Origin of the sequence: Arthrobacter sp. AL12 (assembly GCF_029960645.1) — a bacterium.
GTDB lineage: Bacteria > Actinomycetota > Actinomycetes > Actinomycetales > Micrococcaceae > Arthrobacter.
In genome coordinates this window covers 57,243-75,412 of record NZ_JASBQY010000015.1, presented here as the reverse complement: position 1 = coordinate 75,412, position 18,170 = coordinate 57,243, and the positions used below count along the sequence as shown (strand labels likewise).

15 protein-coding genes are annotated in these 18,170 nt (G+C 68.5%); 4 read left to right on the top strand and 11 right to left on the bottom strand.

Going from position 1 to position 18,170, the window contains the following annotated elements:
• Window positions 1–58 precede the first annotated feature (58 nt).
• From QK291_RS15015 to QK291_RS15005, 3 genes are all read right to left on the bottom strand, one after another.
• A complete protein-coding gene (locus QK291_RS15015; protein WP_282383334.1) occupies window positions 59–2,872 on the bottom strand; it encodes an aconitate hydratase in 2,814 nt (937 codons plus the stop codon).
• Window positions 2,873–3,042: 170 nt separating this feature from the next.
• Window positions 3,043–4,389: a TRAM domain-containing protein gene (locus QK291_RS15010; RefSeq protein ID WP_282383332.1), complete on the bottom strand. Its 1,347-nt coding sequence runs from the start codon at window positions 4,387–4,389 to the stop codon at window positions 3,043–3,045.
• Window positions 4,386–6,362: an APC family permease gene (locus QK291_RS15005; RefSeq protein WP_282383330.1), complete on the bottom strand. Its 1,977-nt coding sequence runs from the start codon at window positions 6,360–6,362 to the stop codon at window positions 4,386–4,388. Before QK291_RS15005 ends, QK291_RS15010 begins: the two co-directional genes overlap by 4 nt.
• 145 nt (window positions 6,363–6,507) lie before the next feature.
• Here QK291_RS15005 and QK291_RS15000 point away from each other — a divergent pair, with 145 nt between their 5' ends.
• Window positions 6,508–7,179: a TrkA family potassium uptake protein gene (locus QK291_RS15000; RefSeq protein ID WP_282383329.1), complete on the top strand. Its 672-nt coding sequence runs from the start codon at window positions 6,508–6,510 to the stop codon at window positions 7,177–7,179.
• Entirely contained in the window at window positions 7,180–7,941 is a 762-nt protein-coding gene (locus tag QK291_RS14995) for a TrkA family potassium uptake protein (protein ID WP_282383328.1), read from the top strand.
• A gap of 71 nt (window positions 7,942–8,012) precedes the next feature.
• Here the strand turns inward: QK291_RS14995 and QK291_RS14990 are convergent, their stop codons facing one another.
• From QK291_RS14990 to dut, 4 genes are all read right to left on the bottom strand, one after another.
• Window positions 8,013–8,759 carry a DUF3159 domain-containing protein gene (locus QK291_RS14990; protein ID WP_282383325.1) on the bottom strand — a complete coding sequence of 249 codons (747 nt, stop codon included), beginning with the start codon at window positions 8,757–8,759 and terminating at the stop codon, window positions 8,013–8,015.
• Window positions 8,756–9,223, bottom strand: coding sequence for a hypothetical protein (locus QK291_RS14985; RefSeq protein ID WP_282383323.1), 468 nt, complete (start codon window positions 9,221–9,223; stop codon window positions 8,756–8,758). The genes QK291_RS14990 and QK291_RS14985 overlap by 4 nt, the downstream gene beginning before the upstream one ends.
• Complete coding sequence (locus QK291_RS14980) at window positions 9,216–9,941, bottom strand: DUF3710 domain-containing protein (protein ID WP_282383322.1); 726 nt, start codon at window positions 9,939–9,941, stop codon at window positions 9,216–9,218. Before QK291_RS14980 ends, QK291_RS14985 begins: the two co-directional genes overlap by 8 nt.
• Before the next feature lie 176 nt (window positions 9,942–10,117).
• Window positions 10,118–10,594 (bottom strand): dUTP diphosphatase, encoded by a 477-nt coding sequence (gene dut / locus QK291_RS14975; protein WP_282383377.1) that lies wholly within the window; start codon window positions 10,592–10,594, stop codon window positions 10,118–10,120.
• Window positions 10,595–10,790: 196 nt separating this feature from the next.
• Between dut and QK291_RS14970 the strand changes: the two genes are divergently transcribed.
• Window positions 10,791–11,276 (top strand): DUF3093 domain-containing protein, encoded by a 486-nt coding sequence (locus tag QK291_RS14970; protein WP_282383320.1) that lies wholly within the window; start codon window positions 10,791–10,793, stop codon window positions 11,274–11,276.
• Here the strand turns inward: QK291_RS14970 and QK291_RS14965 are convergent.
• The gene (locus QK291_RS14965; RefSeq protein WP_282383318.1) at window positions 11,273–11,572 is read right to left on the bottom strand and encodes a DUF4193 domain-containing protein; all 300 of its coding nucleotides are present in this window, start codon (window positions 11,570–11,572) and stop codon (window positions 11,273–11,275) included. The genes QK291_RS14970 and QK291_RS14965 overlap by 4 nt on opposite strands.
• 357 nt (window positions 11,573–11,929) lie before the next feature.
• Here QK291_RS14965 and sepH point away from each other — a divergent pair, with 357 nt between their 5' ends.
• Window positions 11,930–13,294 (top strand): septation protein SepH, encoded by a 1,365-nt coding sequence (gene sepH / locus QK291_RS14960; protein ID WP_282383316.1) that lies wholly within the window; start codon window positions 11,930–11,932, stop codon window positions 13,292–13,294.
• A 54-nt stretch (window positions 13,295–13,348) separates the two neighbouring features.
• Here sepH and QK291_RS14955 read toward each other — a convergent pair whose 3' ends face one another.
• The 3 genes from QK291_RS14955 to QK291_RS14945 form a co-directional block, all read right to left on the bottom strand.
• The gene (locus QK291_RS14955) at window positions 13,349–14,560 is read right to left on the bottom strand and encodes a nucleotide pyrophosphatase/phosphodiesterase family protein (protein WP_282383315.1); all 1,212 of its coding nucleotides are present in this window, start codon (window positions 14,558–14,560) and stop codon (window positions 13,349–13,351) included.
• Window positions 14,561–14,576: 16 nt separating this feature from the next.
• Window positions 14,577–15,323: a DUF5998 family protein gene (locus QK291_RS14950; RefSeq protein WP_282383312.1), complete on the bottom strand. Its 747-nt coding sequence runs from the start codon at window positions 15,321–15,323 to the stop codon at window positions 14,577–14,579.
• Window positions 15,324–15,482: 159 nt separating this feature from the next.
• Window positions 15,483–18,167, bottom strand: a complete 2,685-nt coding sequence (locus tag QK291_RS14945; RefSeq protein WP_282383310.1) for a GNAT family N-acetyltransferase — start codon at window positions 18,165–18,167, stop codon at window positions 15,483–15,485.
• Window positions 18,168–18,170: the final 3 nt, after the last annotated feature.

The following is an 18,170-nucleotide window of genomic DNA, read 5'->3' as shown; positions in this document are numbered from 1 at the left end:
GGACCGGCCGGGGCTTTCGCGCCTGGCACCTGTTCCTCCGCGCGGGAGGATCCCTCCGCTAGTTAGCGGAGATCTGGCGCAGTACGTACTGCAGGATGCCGCCGTTGCGGTAGTAATCAGCCTCGCCCGGGGTATCGATGCGCAGGACCGCATCGAAGGACGTGACGGTGCCGTCTTCAGCCGTGGCGGTGACCTTGAGCGTCTTCGGCGTGGTGCCCTCGTTGAGGGCGGTGACGCCCTCAACGGCGAAGGTTTCCGTGCCGGTCAGCCCGAGGCTGGCAGCGTTCTGGCCAGCCGGGTACTGCAGGGGAAGGACGCCCATGCCAATCAGGTTGGAGCGGTGGATGCGCTCGTAGCTTTCGGCCACGACCGCCTTGACGCCCAGGAGCGCGGTGCCCTTGGCTGCCCAGTCACGGGATGAGCCGGAGCCGTACTCCTTGCCGGCCAGGACGACCAGCGGGGTGCCGGCGGCCTGGTAGTTCTGCGCGGCGTCGTAGACGAAGGCCTGCGGACCGTCCGCCTGGGTGAAGTCGCGGGTGAAGCCACCCTCGACGCCGTCCAGGATCTGGTTCTTGATCCGGATGTTCGCGAACGTTCCGCGGATCATGACCTCGTGGTTGCCACGGCGCGAGCCGTAGGAGTTGAAGTCCTTGCGCTCCACACCGTTGGCCAGCAGGTACTGCCCGGCCGGGGTGTCGGACTTGAACGAACCTGCCGGGGAGATGTGGTCCGTGGTGACGGAATCGCCGAGCTTCAGCAGCACCCGGGCACCGGAGATGTCCGTGACGGGTTCCGGCGTTGCCTTCATGCCGTCGAAGTACGGGGGCTTCCGGACGTAGGTGGACTTCGGATCCCAGGCGAAGGTGTCGCCGGCCGGGGTGGAGAGTGCCTTCCAGCGGTCGTCGCCTTCGAAGACGCCCTCGTAGCCGCGGGCGAACATTTCCTTGTCGATCGAGGAGTCGATAACCTGCTGGACCTCGACCGGGTTCGGCCAGATATCCTTCAGGAAGACGTCGTTGCCGGCTTCGTCCTGGCCCAGGGCGTCGTTCTCGAAATCGAAGTCCATGGTGCCGGCCAGGGCGTACGCGATGACGAGCGGCGGGGAGGCCAGGTAGTTCATCTTCACGTCCGGGTTGATCCGGCCTTCGAAGTTGCGGTTACCGGACAGCACGGCGGCGACGGAAAGGTCGTTGGCCTGGATGGCCTCGGAAATTTCGGCGTCGAGCGGGCCGGAGTTGCCGATGCAGGTCGCGCAGCCGTAACCGACGATGTAGAAGCCGAGCTTCTCCAGGTACGGGGTCAGGCCCGACTTGTTGTAGTAGTCGGTGACGACCTTGGACCCGGGAGCCACGGAGGTCTTGACCCACGGCTTGGAGCTCAGGCCCTTGTCGACGGCGTTGCGGGCCAGCAGTGCGGCGGCCAGCATCACGGACGGGTTGGACGTGTTGGTGCAGGAGGTGATCGAGGCGATCGACACCGCGCCGTGGTCCAGCTCGAACTCGCGGCCGTCCGCGGTCTTGACGCTGACCGGGTTGGACTGGCGGCCGTCGGCAGCCGGGCCGTGCGCGTGCGGGGCCTCGTCCGTGAGGTGGCTTGCGGAACCCGTGAAGGACGGCGCGTCGGAAGCGGGGAAGCTTTCGTCGATTGCCTCGTCCACGCTGCCGCCGGCCAGTTCTTCCTTCACGTAGTTGCGCAGGTCCTGGCGGAACTGGTCCTTGGATTCCGTGAGGATGATGCGGTCCTGCGGGCGCTTCGGGCCGGAAATCGACGGGACAACCGTCGACAGGTCCAGCTCGAGGTACTCGGAGAACTTGATCTCCTTGGAAGGATCGTGCCAGAGGCCCTGTTCCTTAGCGTAGGACTCCACGAGGGCAACGTTCTCGTCCGAGCGGCCGGTCAGGCGCAGGTAGTCGAGGGTGACGTCGTCGATCGGGAACATGGCGGCCGTGGAGCCGAACTCCGGGCTCATGTTGCCGATGGTGGCGCGGTTGGCCAGCGGCACAGCCGCGACGCCCTCGCCGTAGAACTCCACGAACTTCCCGACCACACCGTGCTTGCGCAGCTGCTCGGTGATGGTCAGCACGACGTCGGTGGCGGTCGCGCCGGCCGGGATGGACCCGGTCAGCTTGAAGCCCACGACGCGCGGGATCAGCATGGAGACGGGCTGGCCCAGCATGGCCGCCTCGGCTTCGATGCCACCCACGCCCCAGCCCAGCACACCCAGGCCGTTGACCATGGTGGTGTGGGAGTCGGTGCCGACGCAGGTGTCCGGGTAGGCCCGGACAACGCCGTCAATTTCGCGGGTCATGACGGTGCGGGCCAGGTACTCGATGTTGACCTGGTGCACGATGCCGGTTCCCGGCGGGACGACCTTGAAGTCGTCGAACGCTGTCTGGCCCCACCGCAGGAACTGGTACCGCTCGCCGTTGCGCTGGTACTCGATCTCCATGTTGCGCTCCAGTGCGCCGGAGTTGCCGAAGGCGTCGATCTGCACGGAGTGGTCAATCACCATTTCGGCAGGCGCCAGCGGGTTGACCCGCTTGGGGTCACCGCCGAGCTCCTTGACTGCTTCACGCATGGTGGCAAGGTCCACAACGCAGGGCACGCCAGTGAAGTCCTGCATGATCACGCGCGCCGGCGTGAACTGGATTTCAGTGTCGGGCTCTGCGCTGGGGTCCCAGCCGGCCAGTGCTCGGACGTGATCGGCCGTTATGTTGGCGCCGTCCTCGGTCCTCAACAGGTTTTCAAGCAATACCTTGAGGCTGAACGGAAGGTTTTCTGCACCTTCGACGGAGTTCAACCGGAAAATTTCGTATTCGGTACCGGCTACATTAAGTTTGCCTTTTGAACCGAAGCTGTCCACAATGCTCATCGCAGGACTCCTCTCGCAACAGTTTCATCTTTGTCGCGCCGCAGACCCCTTGCTAGTTAGGTTGCCCTAACTGGTGCTGGCCTTGTTCGCACAAGGACCGGTACAGGGTGCAGGAGGTCAGCCGTGATTACGGAGCGCGACGTCGGACTACTCCGCCCATCCTAGTGTCCTCAGGCCCGGGGAGTCAGCAGCGCCACAGTCTCCATGTGGTGCGTATGCGGATACAGGTCAAAAGCCCGCAGCCCGGCCAGTTCCCAGCCGGACTGCTGGAAGTAGCCCACATCGCGGGCAAAGGACGCCGGATCGCAGGACACGTAGGCCACGGCCCGCGGACCCGCCCCGACCAGCTGGTTCACGACGGCCTTGCCGGCACCGGCCCGGGGCGGGTCCAGCAGGATGGCGTCGAAAGTTCGTGCTTTCTCGCGCAGGACCCGATCCACCCGGCCCTGGACGATCTCCACCTGGGTCGCGTCATGGAGGTTTTTCCGGGCATCCCGGCTGCTGCCGGGTGATCCTTCCACGGACAGCACGGACCCGGTGACACCCACGGCGTCCGCGAGCGGCGCGGTGAACAGCCCCGCCCCGGCGTACAGGTCCGCCACCACGGCGCCCCGTTCCAGGAAGCCGCCGTCCTGCAGGAATCCGGTCACGGCCCCGGCCAGGGTGTCCGGGCCGTCCCGGTGGATCTGCCAGAAACCGTCGCCGGTGACACGGAAGTCGTGGCCGGATGCGGTCTCCTGCACGTAGGTGCGTCCGCGCAGCCGCAGCACTTCGCCCTTGACCGGATCGAAGCTCGCCACCGAGACGTCCTCGGGCAGCTGGGCGAGGACCGCGCTGAGCCGTTTGGCGCGCGTTCCCGCGGCCGGGACCAGGAGCACGAGCGGGCGGGAACCGTTGGCCGGGGCGGCGACTTCAATGCGTTCAATGCCCTGCAGGTCGATGTCCCAGAGCCGGAGGGCGTTGATGGCGTCCGAGGCCAGGGGCATCTCCCGGACCGGGAGGATCTGGTTGGAACGGTGCGCGTGCATGCCGAGCTTCCCGGCAGGAGTCACGGCGAAGCCGGCGCGGGTGCGCCAGGCGAGACCCGCCGCCGCTTCGGTTCCGGGCTCCCCCACGGCCTCCACCGTCACCGGCACGTCCACGCCGGCGAGGCGGCGCAGCTGTTCGGCCAGCACCTCGGCCTTGAGGCTGCGCTGGCGCGCCAGGGAGATGTGGCCCAGTTCGGCGCCTCCTACGGGCGGGTGGCGGTGCGACCAGGAGCGCACGGAATCGGCCAGGTCCCAGAAGTGCCCCACCCGGTCGGGGGAAGGCTCCAGGACCTCCACGACGTCGCCGCGCCAGAACTTGGCGTCGGGGCCGGACTCCGTGAGCCGGACCCGGACCTTCTCGCCGGGGATGCCATGGCGGACGAAAACCACACGCCCCTCGTGCCGGGCCACGCAGTGCCCGCCGTGGGCGACCGGCCCGACGTCGACGATCAGTTCGGTGTGGGGTTGCGTCTGGGTGTCGGAGCTCATTGGATGTCCTGCAGTCTCTTGGCTTCTTCGGATGATTTCAGCTGCCAGGGCACGCTGGCCACCATAACGCCCGGCTCGAAGTGCAGCCGGGTCTTGATGCGCAGTGCGGTCTGGTTGTGCACCAGTTGCTCCCACCACTTACCCACGACGTACTCCGGGATGTAGACGACGATCAGGTCGCGGGGCGAATCGCGCCGCATGTTCTTGATGTATTCCATGATGGGCGTCACCGTTTCGCGGAACGGACTGGCCAGCACCGTCAACGGTACCGGGATTTCCAGCTTCTCCCAGTCCGCGACCGTCTGCTCGGTCTCCTCGTTGCTGATGTCCACGGTGATGGCATCGAGCCGGGAGGGCCGCGACGCGCGGGCGTAGGCCAGTGCCCGCAGGACCGGCTTGCGGACATGCGAGACGAGGATCACCGCGTGCACCCGGGTGGGCAGGGCCCGCGGCGAGGAGTCCTCATCCACGGCGAGTTCTTTGGCCACGTTGTCGTAGTGCGCCCGGATGCTCCACATGATCAGGAACAGCACGAACATGGCCAGCAGCGCGATCCACGCCCCCTGCTGGAACTTGGTGATCAGAACGATCACCAAGACCGTGGCGGTCATGCCGAAGCCGAAGGTGTTGATGGTGCGCGACTTAAGCATCCGCCGCTTCAACGCGGGGTCCTTGGCGAGCTTGAGCTGCCGGCCCCAGTGCCGGATCATACCGAGCTGGCTAATCGTAAAGGAGATGAAGACGCCCACGATGTAGAGCTGGATGAGCTTGGTGACGTCGGCGTTGAAGGCGATGATCAGCACCAGGGCGCCGGCGGCCAGCGCCAGGACGCCGTTGCTGAAGGCCAGCCGGTCCCCGCGGGTGCGCAGCTGGCGGGGCAGGTAACCGTCCTGGGCCAGGATGGAGCCGAGCACCGGGAAGCCGTTGAAGGCCGTGTTGGAGGCGAAGACCAGGATCACGCCGGTGGCGGCGACCACGATGAAGAAGGGGATGGAGCCTGCGCCGAAGATCGTCTGGGCGATCTGGCTGATCGCCGGACTCTGGATATAGCCCTCCGGCAGCAGCTCGCCGTTCAGCAGGAACTCGGTGGCCGGGTCCAGCACAATGTGCACCTTGGTGGCGTTGGCGAGGTAGATGATCCCGGCCAGCATGGAAGCGGCGATCACGCCGAGCAGCAGCAGGGTGGTGGCCGCGTTCTTGCTCTTCGGCTTCTGGAAGTTCGGCACGCCGTTGCTGATGGCCTCAATGCCGGTCAGCGCCGCGGCGCCGGAGGAGAAGGCCCGGAGCAGCAGGAACGCGCCGGCGAGGCCGACCAGTCCCTCGTCGAAGCCTTCCGCGGGCACGATCGTGAACGCTGCCGACGGCGCCTCGCCCAGCTGGCCGGTCGTGGCCTGGAAGACGCCGATGGCGGTCATGCCAAGGATGGAGGCCATGAAGATGTACGTCGGCAGGGCGAACACCGTGCCGGCTTCCTTGATGCCGCGCAGGTTTACAAGGGCGAGGACCACGACGCCGATCGTCGCGATGATCGCCTGCTCGCCGTGCAGCGAGGGCACCGCGGTGGTCAGGTAGGTGGCCGCGGAGGACATCGACACCGCGACGGTCAGCACGTAGTCGACCAGCAGCGCGGAGGCGACGGTGAGCCCGGCATATTTGCCCAGGTTCTCGTTGGCGATTTCGTAATCGCCGCCGCCGGAGGGGTAGGCGTGGACGTTCTGGCGGTAGGACGCGACGACGGTCAGCAGCACCACCATGACGGCGAGGCCCACCCAGGGCGAGAATGCCACGGCGGAGACGCCGGCCAGGGCCAGCGTCAGGAGGATTTCGTCCGGCGCGTACGCCACGGAGGACAGCGCGTCGGAGGCGAAAACGGGCAGGGCGATCCGTTTGGGAAGCAGGGTGTGAGCCAGGCTGTCGTTCCGGAACGGCCTGCCTACCAGCACCCGCTTCACGGCATTGAAAATTGTCGGCACCACACAAAGCTAGTCCGATTCGCACGCGATGTCATGACGGCGGCGGTCCCCGCCGTCCGAGCGGCGCCCGCGGGGCTGGCTGCCCGGGCCGCGGTGGCCGGTAGAGTTTTACCCAGCAGCAGTACAGGAACAACAGGAGGCACGGTTGGCGCACTTCGTGATTATGGGTTGTGGCCGCGTGGGGGCAACCCTTGCGCACACGCTCGAGGACGCGGGCCATTCCGTGGCCATCATCGACCAGGACGACCGCGCCTTCCGGCGGCTCCGCACGGGCTTCACCGGCCGCAAGGTCACCGGCATCGGCTTTGACCGGGAGACCCTCAAGCAGGCCGGCGTCGCGGACGCCTATGCCTTCGCTGCCGTCTCCAGCGGCGACAACTCCAACATCCTGGCCACCCGGGTGGCCCGCGAAACCTTCCATGTCCCGCACGTGGTCGCCAGGATCTACGACCCGGGCCGCGCCGAGATCTACCAGCGCCTGGGCATCCCGACGGTCGCAGCCGTGCGCTGGAGCGCGGACCAGGTGCTCCGCCGGATCCTGCCCGAACAGCACCTCGCCGGCGACTTCCGGGACCCCTCCGGCCGGCTCGTGCTCGCCGAGGTGGATTTGAACGCGGACTGGATCGGCCAGCCCGTCACCGCGATCGAGAAGGCCGCCGGGGTCCGGGTCGCCTACCTGACCCGCTTCGGCGAGGGCATGCTGCCCGTAGCCGGCACGCTGTACCAGGACGGCGACACCGTGCACGCCATGCTGGGTGTGGACCGCAGCACCGAAGTCGCCCACATACTTGCCAAGTCCCCCGCCAAGGAGTCCTAAGTGAAAGTCGTCATTGTCGGGGCGGGAAGCGTCGGTTCCTCGATCGCGCGCGAACTGCTGGCCCACAAACACGAGATCCTGCTGATCGACCTGAAGCCGGAGGTGATCGGGCGCAGCGGGCTGCGCGGCGCGCACTGGCTGGTCGGTGATGCCTGCGAACTGAGCACGCTCCAGGACGCGAAACTGGAGGGCGCCGACGTCGTGGTCTCCGCGACCGGTGACGACAAGGTCAACCTCGTGGTCTCGCTGCTGGCGAAGACCGAATTCGGGGTCGGGCGCACGGTGGGCCGGGTCAACAACCCCAAGAACGACTGGATGTTCGACGACTCCTGGGGCGTCGACGTCGCGGTCAACACCCCGCAACTGATGACCGCCCTGGTCGAGGAGGCGGTGGAGATCGGCGACCTCGTCCGCCTGCTGACCCTGCAGACCGGCGTGTCCTCGCTGGTGGAGTTCACGGTCCCCCACGATTCGCATGTGGTTGGCCTGACGGTGGGCGACATCGAGTGGCCCGAGGATTCGACCCTGGTGGCGATCCTGCGGGACCAGGCACCGATCACGCCGAGCCGGGATGATGTGATCGACGGCGGCGACGAGCTGTTCTTCGTGACCACGATCGCGGCCGAGGATGAGCTGCGTGCCCTGCTCTCGCCGGAGTCGCAGGATGAGGACGAGGACGCCGCCGGGCAGCACCCCGTCACCACCGCGGGCCGGCACGGCGGCGAGAACCCGCTGCCGGAGGACGACGGCTTCGACGGTTAGCCCGGTTGCGCTATCACTTTTGGTGCTTCTGAGCTCCTCAGAAGCACCAAAAGTGATAGCGCAACCGGGCGCTAGGCCGCCGGGGTGGTTGTTTCCGGGGCTGGGGCGGGCCGGGTCAGCAGCCAGGCGACCCAGATGCCCAGAATGTACAGCGGCGCACCCATCAGCAGCCGCGTGGTGGCGAGGGCCGCGAAGCCGGGCTCGCCCATGAAGTACAGCGGAACCTGGACCAGCAGCCGCGCGGCCAGCACCGCGATGATCACCCAGGTGCCGATCTGGTACGCCTTGACCCGGGCCGGGTCCTTGCGCCAGTCCAGGCCCTCGTTCCGGATGAACCCGAAGATCAGCCCGGCAAAGGGCCAGCGCACGGCAATGGAGATGGTCATCGCCACGATGTAGGCGGAGTTGGTGAAGAACCCCGGGACGTAGAAGTCCTCGGCTTTGCCGGTGGTGTTGGCCAGCCACGCGGAGATCCCGACGCCGACAATCCCCGCCAGTGCCTGCGTCAGCGGTTTGCGCTGGACCAGCCGGACAACGGTGAAAACCGCGGCCACGGACAGCGCCGCGATCAGCGCCAGCGGCAGCTCACGCGTGATCGTGAAGGCGACCAGGAAGACCAGGCCAGGGAGGATGCTTTCGGCAATGCCCTGGGCCCCGCCGGCGCTCTTGAGCACGTCGATGTTGCCGTCGCCGGAACGGTGCAGGCCGGCCTTGGCCGCGTAGCCCTCGGCGAGCTGCGCCACGGTGGGCGGGGCAGCGGAGGGCTCCTGGACCGGCCCGGGCTGGGCGGCGGGCTCGGGCTTCTCGGGCACGGTCACTGTTCCTCCTGGCGGGAGACTATTTCGTAGCGGGGATTGAACATGGTCGGCAGGCCGTCGCGCACGGTGACCATGCCCTGCAGCCGGAGTTCGGTGCCGGCGTCGATCCCGGGGATCCGGCGCCGCCCGAGCCAGACAACCCGGAGCCGGTCCTTTGGGACGGCGGGCCGCTGGCGCCGCGGCCCGGCGGCGGGCTGGGTGGCCGGGGTTTCGGCGGCGGGCCGGGCCGCGGGCTGGGCGGGTGCGGTGACGGTTCCTGCGGTGACGGTTCCTGCGGTGACGGCTTTGGCTCCGCGCGTTTTGGGCGCATCGTGGTCGACGACGACAGCGGTGAAGGCGGCTACGTGGCTGGCCGGCGCATAGGTGACCGACTCGATGTAGCCGTGGCACAGCACGCGGCCACGGTCCGGCAACCCCCTCACGGAGATGGAGGAGGCCGGGTCCTGGCGGGGGGCATCAGCCAATCTGGGTAGTCTCCGGTCCACGTTCCGGCTGCCCGAGGTCCGGCGCGGACTGCGGTGCGGGCACGGCATTTTCCTTGGGCAGGCGGAGCTGCAGCAGGTCGCGCGGCGGCATGGGGTTTTCACCGCGCACCACGACGATCTGCCGGAACAGCCCCTCGAGGCCGGCGGCGGCGTCGCGGTCCACCGCGGCTTCTCCGCCGAAGACGCCGCGGAGGAACCAGCGCGGACCGTCGACGCCGACGAAGCGGGCCACGCGGTAGCCGTGGCTTCCGTCAGCGCCGCTGGCGGGTAGCTTGGCGAGCAACTCGGTGCCGAACCCACCCTGGACCTCCTCGACCTGGCCGCCCTGGCTGCCCACCGACTGGCCGATCTGCTCCCGGATTTCCTCCCACAGCCCCTCGGAGCGGGGCGCAGCGAAGGCCTGGAGCTGGAGGCTGGAGCCGTCCAGATCCATCGTGACGGCGACGACCCGCTGGGTGGCTTCCTCGACCTCGAGCCGGAGCTGCAGGCCCTCGGCGGGAGCAATCAGGAGCGCCCCAAGGTCGACGTAGCCGTCCTGGTCCTCGATCTCAGACACGTCGAAAGGACCCGTGGCACCCGGGACGGCAGCGGACGTCCCGGCGGAGTCGTCGGCGGAAGCATCAATGACGGCCTCCTGGGTTTCCCCGGAGTCTGTCAGCTGTTCCTGCTTGGCTTTCCTGCCACGCCCAAAAACCATGGGGTTGTCTCCTTAGTTGTGATTCCGTGCCGCCGCGTCGCCCCGCGACCGCGCGGCGCGTGCTCTCTGATGCTGCCTGGTTCTGCACTCAGGCAGAAACAGCGGCCGGCTGGTACGTTCTGCCAATGGGTCCTGCTCTTAAGTCACTGCAATACTGCGGTCTGGCTGGCTTCCGGTCAGACCGGCGCGCCGAAGCCGCCGGTGGATCCGAAGCCTCCGCCGCCGCGAACCGAGCCGCTGAGGTCCTGGACCGGCAGGAACCTGGCGTACTCCACGCGCTGAATAACCATTTGTGCAATTCTATCGCCGCGCTTGAGTTCAATCGCGTGCTCGCGGTCGGTATTCAGCAGCGTCACCGCAATTTCTCCGCGGTAGCCGGCGTCGACGGTGCCCGGGGCGTTCACGACGGTCAGTCCGTGCTTGGTCGCAAGCCCGGACCGCGGGTGGATCAGGGCCACGAAGCCGTCAGGGAGGGCAATGGCCACACCGGTGGGCACCAGCCGGCGCTCCCCCGGTTCCAGCACCACGTCCTCACGGGCGCGGAGGTCCGCTCCGGCGTCGCCCGGGTGGGCATACGACGGCGGCTCCAGGCCGTCGTCGAGCATCTTCAGCTGAACCGTCAGGGTGGGGCTTCCATACTCGGGCACGGACACTGCCGCTGGCTGTTCTTCTGGATGTTCTTCCGGCTCTGCCGCTTCGGCGGCGTCCAGTGCAGTCGTTTCTTCAGTCACAGTCCCTCACTCTAACGCCCGCCGCGAAAATAGGGCCAGCCGCCGCCGGCGGGCCCGGACCTGCTCCCGCTTCTGCCGCCAAGGTGAAATGGCCCGGGAAAAGTGGAAAGCTGGGCTTATGCCCGAATCCAGTGCAGCCGTGCCTGCCCATAACAGCACCCCCAGCGACGCCACCGTAAAGTACAGCGAGAAGCTCTGGCCAAACTTCTGGATCTGGCTGATGGCCGCGGGACTCTCGGGCGCCGGGATCCTGGTGTTCGCCCCCATCAGCATGACCACCGGGCTCACCGCAGCCATCGTCCTGTTCGTGATCCTCACCGTGCTGCTGGTCCTCTCGACCCCCGCCATCACGGTCACCGGGTCCACCTTGCGCGTTGGCCGCGCCACGATCGAACGCCGCTTCGTCGGCGCCGCGTCAGCGTTCCGGGGCCCCGAGGCGACGGCGGAACGCGGAACCCGCCTCAACGGCCTCGCGTTCCTGTGCATCCGCGGCTGGATCGATCCGGTGGTCCGGATTGAAATCACCGACCCCTCGGACCGCACGCCCTACTGGCTCACGTCCACCCGGCACCCCGACAAACTGATCGCCGCGCTGAACTCCTAGCCCTCGCAGTCCTTGCAGTACTTGAGGCCGTCCCTTTCGCGGGCAATCTGCGAACGGTGCCGGACGAGGAAGCAGGAGGCACAGGTGAATTCGTCGGCCTGGGCGGGCAGGACCCGGACCAGCAGTTCCTCCCCGGACAAGTCCGCGCCGGGGAGTTCGTAGCCTTCGGCAAGGTCCGATTCGTCTTCATCGACCACTGCGGACGGCTTTTCCGTGCGCCGCGCTTTCAACGCCTCGAGGGAGTCCTCGCTGAGGTCCTCCTCGGTCTTGCGCGGCGCATCGTAGTCTGTCGCCATTATTTGTTGTTCACACTCCGCAGTTGTTCGGTTGGTTCGCCGGGCCCGGAGGATCCTCAAGGGCGGTAGCCCTGGGCCCCCGGAGCGGTTCTCCGATGTAAACGCCGGACACGCGGTTTTTGTGCCCGATGTCGCGTCATTTTTGCTTAAGCGCCCGGTGAAAGCCAGAGTCCTCCGGTCCCGGGCAGGGCCCCCGGGCTGCCGCATCCGGGACCCGGAGGGCGTCCGGGCCGACGAGGGGCCAAAAAGTGGCGGAACTTCGCGGAAAATTGACGGCGCGCCCTCCGTCCTCACCGGATTTCGCGCGCATCGGTGGCAGAGTTTCGATTGTTATTAATGCCAGGGTGGAGGATTTGTATGCAGGATCTACGGCTTGTAGGCGTCCACGACGACGGGGAGCATCTCCTGTTGAGCGGCGCCGGCGGCGAGATGTTCCAGCTGCCAATCGATGAAGCACTTCGGGTGGCAGCCAGCCGGACGACGGCCAAGGCCGCCTCCGGTGGGGTCGCCGCGCCCATTGCCATGTCGCCGCGCGATATCCAGGCGCGGATACGCAGCGGCTCGACGGCGGCCGAGGTGGCGGAGCTCTCCGGAATTCCGCTTGCGAAGGTCCAGCGCTACGAGGGCCCGGTACTCGCCGAGCGCGAGCATGTCGCCCGGCAGGCCCGCAAGGTGGAGGTCGCCGCCCCCGCCCCCGGCCATGACGTGTACCGCTCCGTGTTCGGTGACCAGCCGGCCTCCCTCGGCGAGATGGTGGACCACCGGCTCAGCGCGCACGGCATTGATGCCGGCACCGTGGAGTGGGACTCCTGGCGGCGCCCGGACGGGAGCTGGAACGTGGTGGCCCGCTTCGAGGCGAAGCCCGGCGGCCCGGCCGGTATCGGCGAGGAACCGCCGGCCATGTGGACCTTCAGCCCGGCCCGCAAATCCCTGCAGAACGCCAACCGCTGGGCCCAGCAGCTCAGCGAGCTCGAGCCCCTCGATGGCCCTGTCCCGGCGCGCCGGCTCACCGCCGTCTCGGACCGGCCCTTTGATTTTGAAACCGACGCCGACGCGGCCGCCCGCACGGCGACCGCCCAGCTCCAGGTGGTCCAGCAGCTCCAGCTGCAGCAGGAACAGGAATCCGACGGGCTGCTCGACATGCTGCGCTCCCGCCGCGGGCAGCGTCTCGGTGTGGACGAGGACGCTGACGACGCCCTCGCCACGCTGCTGACCAACGGTGTTCCCGCCGCCCACCCGAGGCCTTCCGAAATCCTGCCCGAGCAGCCCGCCGAGCCGGAACCTGCGGGGTCCTCGACCGGGAAGTCAACGGGCGGGCCGGAGAAACCGGACGCAGCGGCCACGGAGACCCGGCCCGGCGCCGGCCCCTGGGACCGCCGCCGCGACGGCAGGCCTTCGATCATGTCACGGCTCAGCCTTGCCCCCCGCCAGCAGGACGCACCGGCTGACGCCCTGAAACTGCATGACGGCGTCAGCACCGACACCCGCGAAATCACCATCGTGGCCTCGCAGCTGCGGCCCGCCGGCCGGCAGGGCTCACCCTCCAGCCCGGGGCTGGACGAACTGCTCGGCGGCGGAACCCCCCGGCGCCAGCAGCGTGAGACTCCCGCCGCTGCCCGGGAGGAACGCGACGCGGAGCAACCCGAACGCCAGCCCGCGAAGCCGAAGCGTTCCAGCATTCCCAGCTGGGATGACATCGTCTTCGGTGCCCGCGGGGACTAGCAGCCACCAGGATTGGAAGCGCGGCGACGCGCTTTTGGGGCCCTTCACGCGAAGTCAGGCGCGGGGGGCCCTTTTTCCGTCGGCCTGGAAACACACCAGCGGGACTTCGCGTTCGGCTTTCGTCAGCGAACCGTGCTGGCCCACGACCTCAAGAGCTGTGGGCCGGACCCGGCGGGTGTCGTAGAAGGCCAGGGCATCCCTGGCCGCGATCATCACGTCGCCGATGCGCGGGCCAACCTCGGCCCGGACGGCACCGAAAAGCCCCGCGGCGATGGCGTCCTCCCGGGTGAAAGCCCAGATCCGGTCGCCGAAACGCGCCCGCCAGGCCTCCAGCACACGGGCCCGGCCGGAATCGCCGTCCGACTCCTCCAGATACAGGTGGACCATTCGCGGCTCGCCCGCGGTATGGCGGACTCCGGCCACGAGGGCGGGATCGGCAGCGTAGTCGATCCGCTGGGATTCCGGCACGTCCAGCATGCCGTGGTCCGCCGTGAGCAGGATCGTGGTGCCCGCCGGCAGTGTCGCGCTGAGCCGTTTCACCGTCGCGTCGAGTTCCTCAAGCTGGTGTTCCCACTGGGGAGACTGGCAGCCGTGGCGGTGCCCGGCCTTGTCCAGTTCGTTGACGTAGAAGTACATCAGCGACCGTCCGGACCCCGCCATCGTCTCGGCGGCAGCCGCGGTCCGGGCATGCGAGGTCGTGGCCGTGACATAGCTGCCGCCCCGGAGCGCGGCCCGGGTCATGGCCGAGTCGCTGAATTGCGGGAGGCTGACGGTGGTGACTTCCACGTGCTCGGCGGCCCGCTGGAAGACGGTGGGGAATGGCTGCCAGCGCTCCGGATCAACGCCGGCGTCCCAGCCGCCCAGCATGTTGACCACCCGGTCCTGGTCCGGGTCCAGCACGTCGTAGCCCACCATGCCGTGTTGCCCGGCCGCGAGCCCGGTGCCGAAGCTGGCCAGGGACGCTGCCGTGGTGGACGGGAACGCCGAATCCAGGGAGACCGGCACCTGGCCCTGGCCGGACTGCATCACAGCGCGCAGGAACGGCGTGTGCGCCGACTTCTGCTTGAGCAGGTTCCGGCCCAGCCCGTCGGCCAGCACGACGCAGATGCGTTTGGCCGCGGGCAGGTTCAGGCGGTTGTCGAAGCCGGAAACGCCCACACTCGCCGCGGCGCTCGTGAGCACCTCGGCGATGGAGCGTTCGCCGAAGGCCGGGGCGGCGGGCAGGCTCTGCGGGTGGGTCCGGGCGGTGGACAGCGGTTCGGGCATGCGGACCGGGGTCATCTCAGCGCTGGTGACCGCGGCTGGCGCGGCTTCCGAAAACGCCCATCCGCGGGCGCGGCGGCAGCCCGGGGCCGGTGTGCGGCACGGGCGCGGTGGATCCGGTGTTGACGGCACGGAGGGCACGGGCGAACAGCTTGGCGTCCTGGACGGCCTGCAGGCCGTCGGCTTCGGAGCTGATCCGGATCACGATATCCTCCTGCGCGATGGTGCCGCTGTAGCCATGGTCGGCCTCGCACTGCGGGTCGCCGCAGCTGGCCGGGCCCATGTCGAGGCGCTGGCCGCCGGACCAGGCGATGGACAGGGTCAGTTCGCGGACCGGGTCCGAGGACTTGTAGTCCTGGGGCTGTGCGTATACGTAGCTGAGCACCACGGAGCGGATCTCTGCCACGGGCACGGATTCCGTGGAGACCTGCGCGACGGTCTGTTCCCCCGCCTCGTCCAGCTGCTGGTCGTCCACGTGGGTGATGACCAGCATGTCCTCGGTCAGGACCAGCACGGTGATGTGGCGGCGGACCTCTGCGCGGTCGAAGTGTGTCTCCAGGTGCACCAGGTGGGCCACGCAGTCGCGCCCGTCGAGGGCGTCGGCGACGACGTCGGCCACCAGCAGGGGGTAGAAGCCGGCCTGCTGGAGCGCGCCTTCCAGGCTTTGACCCTGCGCGCTGTGGTCATGCAGGCCGTGGTGGTTCGCGCCGCCCGGGCGTCCGGAGACGGTCGCCTGGGGCTTGGGTGTCGGAGACTGAAAGCTCATGGTCTCCATTTTCACAGATCGGCCGGGGACATGCTAACCATTGCCGCCGGGACGCGCCCCGCCGGCCCCCGGAGCCGGGCCGCAGCCGGTCCCCGGCGCTTGGCCTCAGCCCGGCCCCCGCAGCCGGTCCGCAACTTCTCCCGCCGCTCCCCCGGGGCGTCAGCTGCGCATGGCCCGGCGGGCACTGTCGGTGCGCTGGGCGGCGTTCGCGATCCGGACGTCGGCCGCGAGGATTGAGGCCCCCTCCGGCCCGGCGAGCACGGGGTTGAAGTCAACGAGGGCGATCTCCGGATGGTTGTCCTTGAGCCTGGTCAGCCGGGCGGCAAGGTCCTCCAGTGCCCGGGCGTCCACGGCCGGCAATCCCTGGTAGCCGAAAAGCTTCCGCGAGGCGCGGGGTGCCCGGATGAAGTCGTGCAGATCCGAGCCGGACAGCGGCGGCACCCGGTGGGCCCAGTCGTCCAGCAGGTTGACGGCGTCACCGGCCAGGCCGAAGGACACCACCGGGCCGAGCAGCGGGTCCTCGATGGCGCGGAAGGTGCAGGCCTGCCCGACCGGGGCCATGGTCTGCACTTCCAACGACGGGGAGCCGTAGCGCTCCAGCGACTTACGCATTTCCAGCACATTCCGCCGCAGCGACACCGCATCCTGGATGTCCAGGCGCACGCCGCCGAGGTCCAGCCGGTGCCGCAGGGCGGGGTCGGTGGTCTTCAGCGCCACCGGCCAGCCCAGCCGGTCCGCTGCGGCGACGGCCTCATCGGCGGTGTCAAAGCCGACCGACGGGACCACCCGGACACCGTAACGCGCCAGCAGGCCCGCGGCCGTTTCTGCGTCCAGCCGGACCAGCTGTTCGCCGCCGACAGTATCCAGCAGGCGCTCCAGCTCGTCGTGGGTGCCCTCCGGGTCGCAGCCTTCGGGTTCCACAAAGAGGCCCTGGTCCCGGTCCAGCCACTGGGCGTAGCGGACCACGGCTCCGAGCGCGGCCACGGCCGCGCCGGGGTTGGAGTAGCAGGGAACAACCGGCTCCCCGGCGTCGGCGCCCACCATCCCCTCGACGTAGATGGACGGGTCCAGCAGACCGCTGAACGCCGCCACCACGGGTTTGCCGGCCGCGACCGAACATTCGGCGAGCACGCCAGCGATCTTTTCCACGGTGAGCCCGTGCGCCGGCAGCAGCGCGACCACCACGGCGTGGACGGTGTCGGCGGTGAGGACTTCCTGCAGGCTGTGCCGGAGAGCGGGCAGCGCCACGGACATCCCGGCGTCCAGGTCGACGTCGGTGACAATCCGCACCACACCGAGCCCCTGCACGGCCGCGCTGTCGGCGACGACCTTGCCCAGGGCCCGGGAGTTGCTGAACACGGCGATCGCCGGACCCTTCGGCAGGGGCTGGCTGGAGACGATCTGGGCGACGTCCATGAGCTGCTCGATGGTCTCGACCCGGATCACGCCGGCCTGGCGCATCATCGCGTCGAGGGCCTCCGGCGGGGCCTGCGTGGTGCGGACGGCGTGTCCGGGGGGCAGCCCCATTGCGTCGGATTTCGCCACGATGACCGGTTTGGTCCGGGCCAGGCGCCGGGCCAGGCGGGAGAACTTGCGCGGGTTGCCGATCGATTCGAGGTAGAGCCCGACGGCGGTCGTGTCGGCGTCGTCCTCCCAGTACTGCATCATGTCGTTGCCGGAGACGTCGGCACGGTTGCCGGCCGAGAGGAAGGTGGAGATCCCGACGCGGCGCCGGCTGGAGGCCGCATAGAGCGAGACGCCGATCGCTGCCGACTGGCTGAACAGGCCCAGGCCGCCGCGGAGGCCCAGCGAGGGCGCCATCGAGGCGTTGAGGGACACGTCGGGGTTGGTATTCATGATGCCGAGCGAGGCCGGGCCGATCACGCGCATGCCGTTGGCGCGGGCCTGCCGGACGAGTTCGCGCTGCCGGGCGAGGCCGCGTTCGCCGTCGTCCGCGTACCCGGCGGTGGCCACGACAATGCCCTTGACCCCGGCGGCGCCGCACTCTTCCACGACCTTGGGGACCTCGGCGTACGGGACGGCGATGATGGCGAGTTTGACCGGCCCGGGCACCTCGGAGAGCCGGGCGAAGGAGAGCATGCCGGCGAGCTCGAAGGCCTCCGGGTTGATCGCGTAGACGGGGCCGGTGAAGCCGCCTTCGATGATGTGCTCCAGCAGCTGGTAGCCCACGGTGCCCCATTTGCGGCTGGCCCCGATGACGGCGACGGAGGACGGGGCGAGCAGTTCCTGGATGCTGCGGGCCTCGGCGCGGTGTTCCCGGGATTCCATCACGGCGCGGGACTTGTCCGTGGGGTCGATGTTGAATTCGAGGCTGACCACACCGTCGTCGAAGTGGCGTTTGACGTCGTAGCCGGCGTCGGAGAACACCATGAGCATCTTGCGGTTTTCCGGGAGCACCTCGGCGCTGAATTTCCGGATCCCGTTTTCGCGGGCGGCGGCGGCGAGGTGTTCGAGCAGGATGGACCCGATGCCGCGGCCCTGGTGCGCGTCGGAGATGTTGAACGCTACTTCGGCTTCCTCGGGGTCATCGAGCCGGTCGTAGCGGCCGATGCCCATGATTTCCCCGCCGATGGTGATCACGAGGGCCACGCGGTCCTTGTAGTCCACCTCGGTGAACCGTTTGAGCTCCTTGGCGGAGAGCTTGGACTTGAACGCGAAGAACCGCATGTAGATGGACTTCTGCGACTGCCCCACATGGAAGGCCTGCACCGCGTCCGCGTCGGACGGGTGGATCGGGCGCAGATGGGCCGTCCCGCCGTCGCGCAGCACAACATCGGCTTCCCAATATTCCGGATATACGCCGTCCACGGGCTGATCCACCATAGG

Bases quoted from the DNA above. Each gene is read 5' to 3' on its own strand.
- QK291_RS15015 (WP_282383334.1), bottom strand. From the start codon at position 2,872: ATGAGCATTGTGGACAGCTTCGGTTCAAAAGGCAAACTTAATGTAGCC.
- QK291_RS15010 (WP_282383332.1), bottom strand. From the start codon at position 4,389: ATGAGCTCCGACACCCAGACGCAACCCCACACCGAACTGATCGTCGAC.
- QK291_RS14980 (WP_282383322.1), bottom strand. From the start codon at position 9,941: ATGGTTTTTGGGCGTGGCAGGAAAGCCAAGCAGGAACAGCTGACAGAC.
- QK291_RS14970 (WP_282383320.1), top strand. From the start codon at position 10,791: ATGCCCGAATCCAGTGCAGCCGTGCCTGCCCATAACAGCACCCCCAGC.
- QK291_RS14965 (WP_282383318.1), bottom strand. From the start codon at position 11,572: ATGGCGACAGACTACGATGCGCCGCGCAAGACCGAGGAGGACCTCAGC.
- sepH (WP_282383316.1), top strand. From the start codon at position 11,930: ATGCAGGATCTACGGCTTGTAGGCGTCCACGACGACGGGGAGCATCTC.
- QK291_RS14955 (WP_282383315.1), bottom strand. From the start codon at position 14,560: ATGCCCGAACCGCTGTCCACCGCCCGGACCCACCCGCAGAGCCTGCCC.
- QK291_RS14950 (WP_282383312.1), bottom strand. From the start codon at position 15,323: ATGAGCTTTCAGTCTCCGACACCCAAGCCCCAGGCGACCGTCTCCGGA.
- QK291_RS14945 (WP_282383310.1), bottom strand. From the start codon at position 18,167: ATGGTGGATCAGCCCGTGGACGGCGTATATCCGGAATATTGGGAAGCC.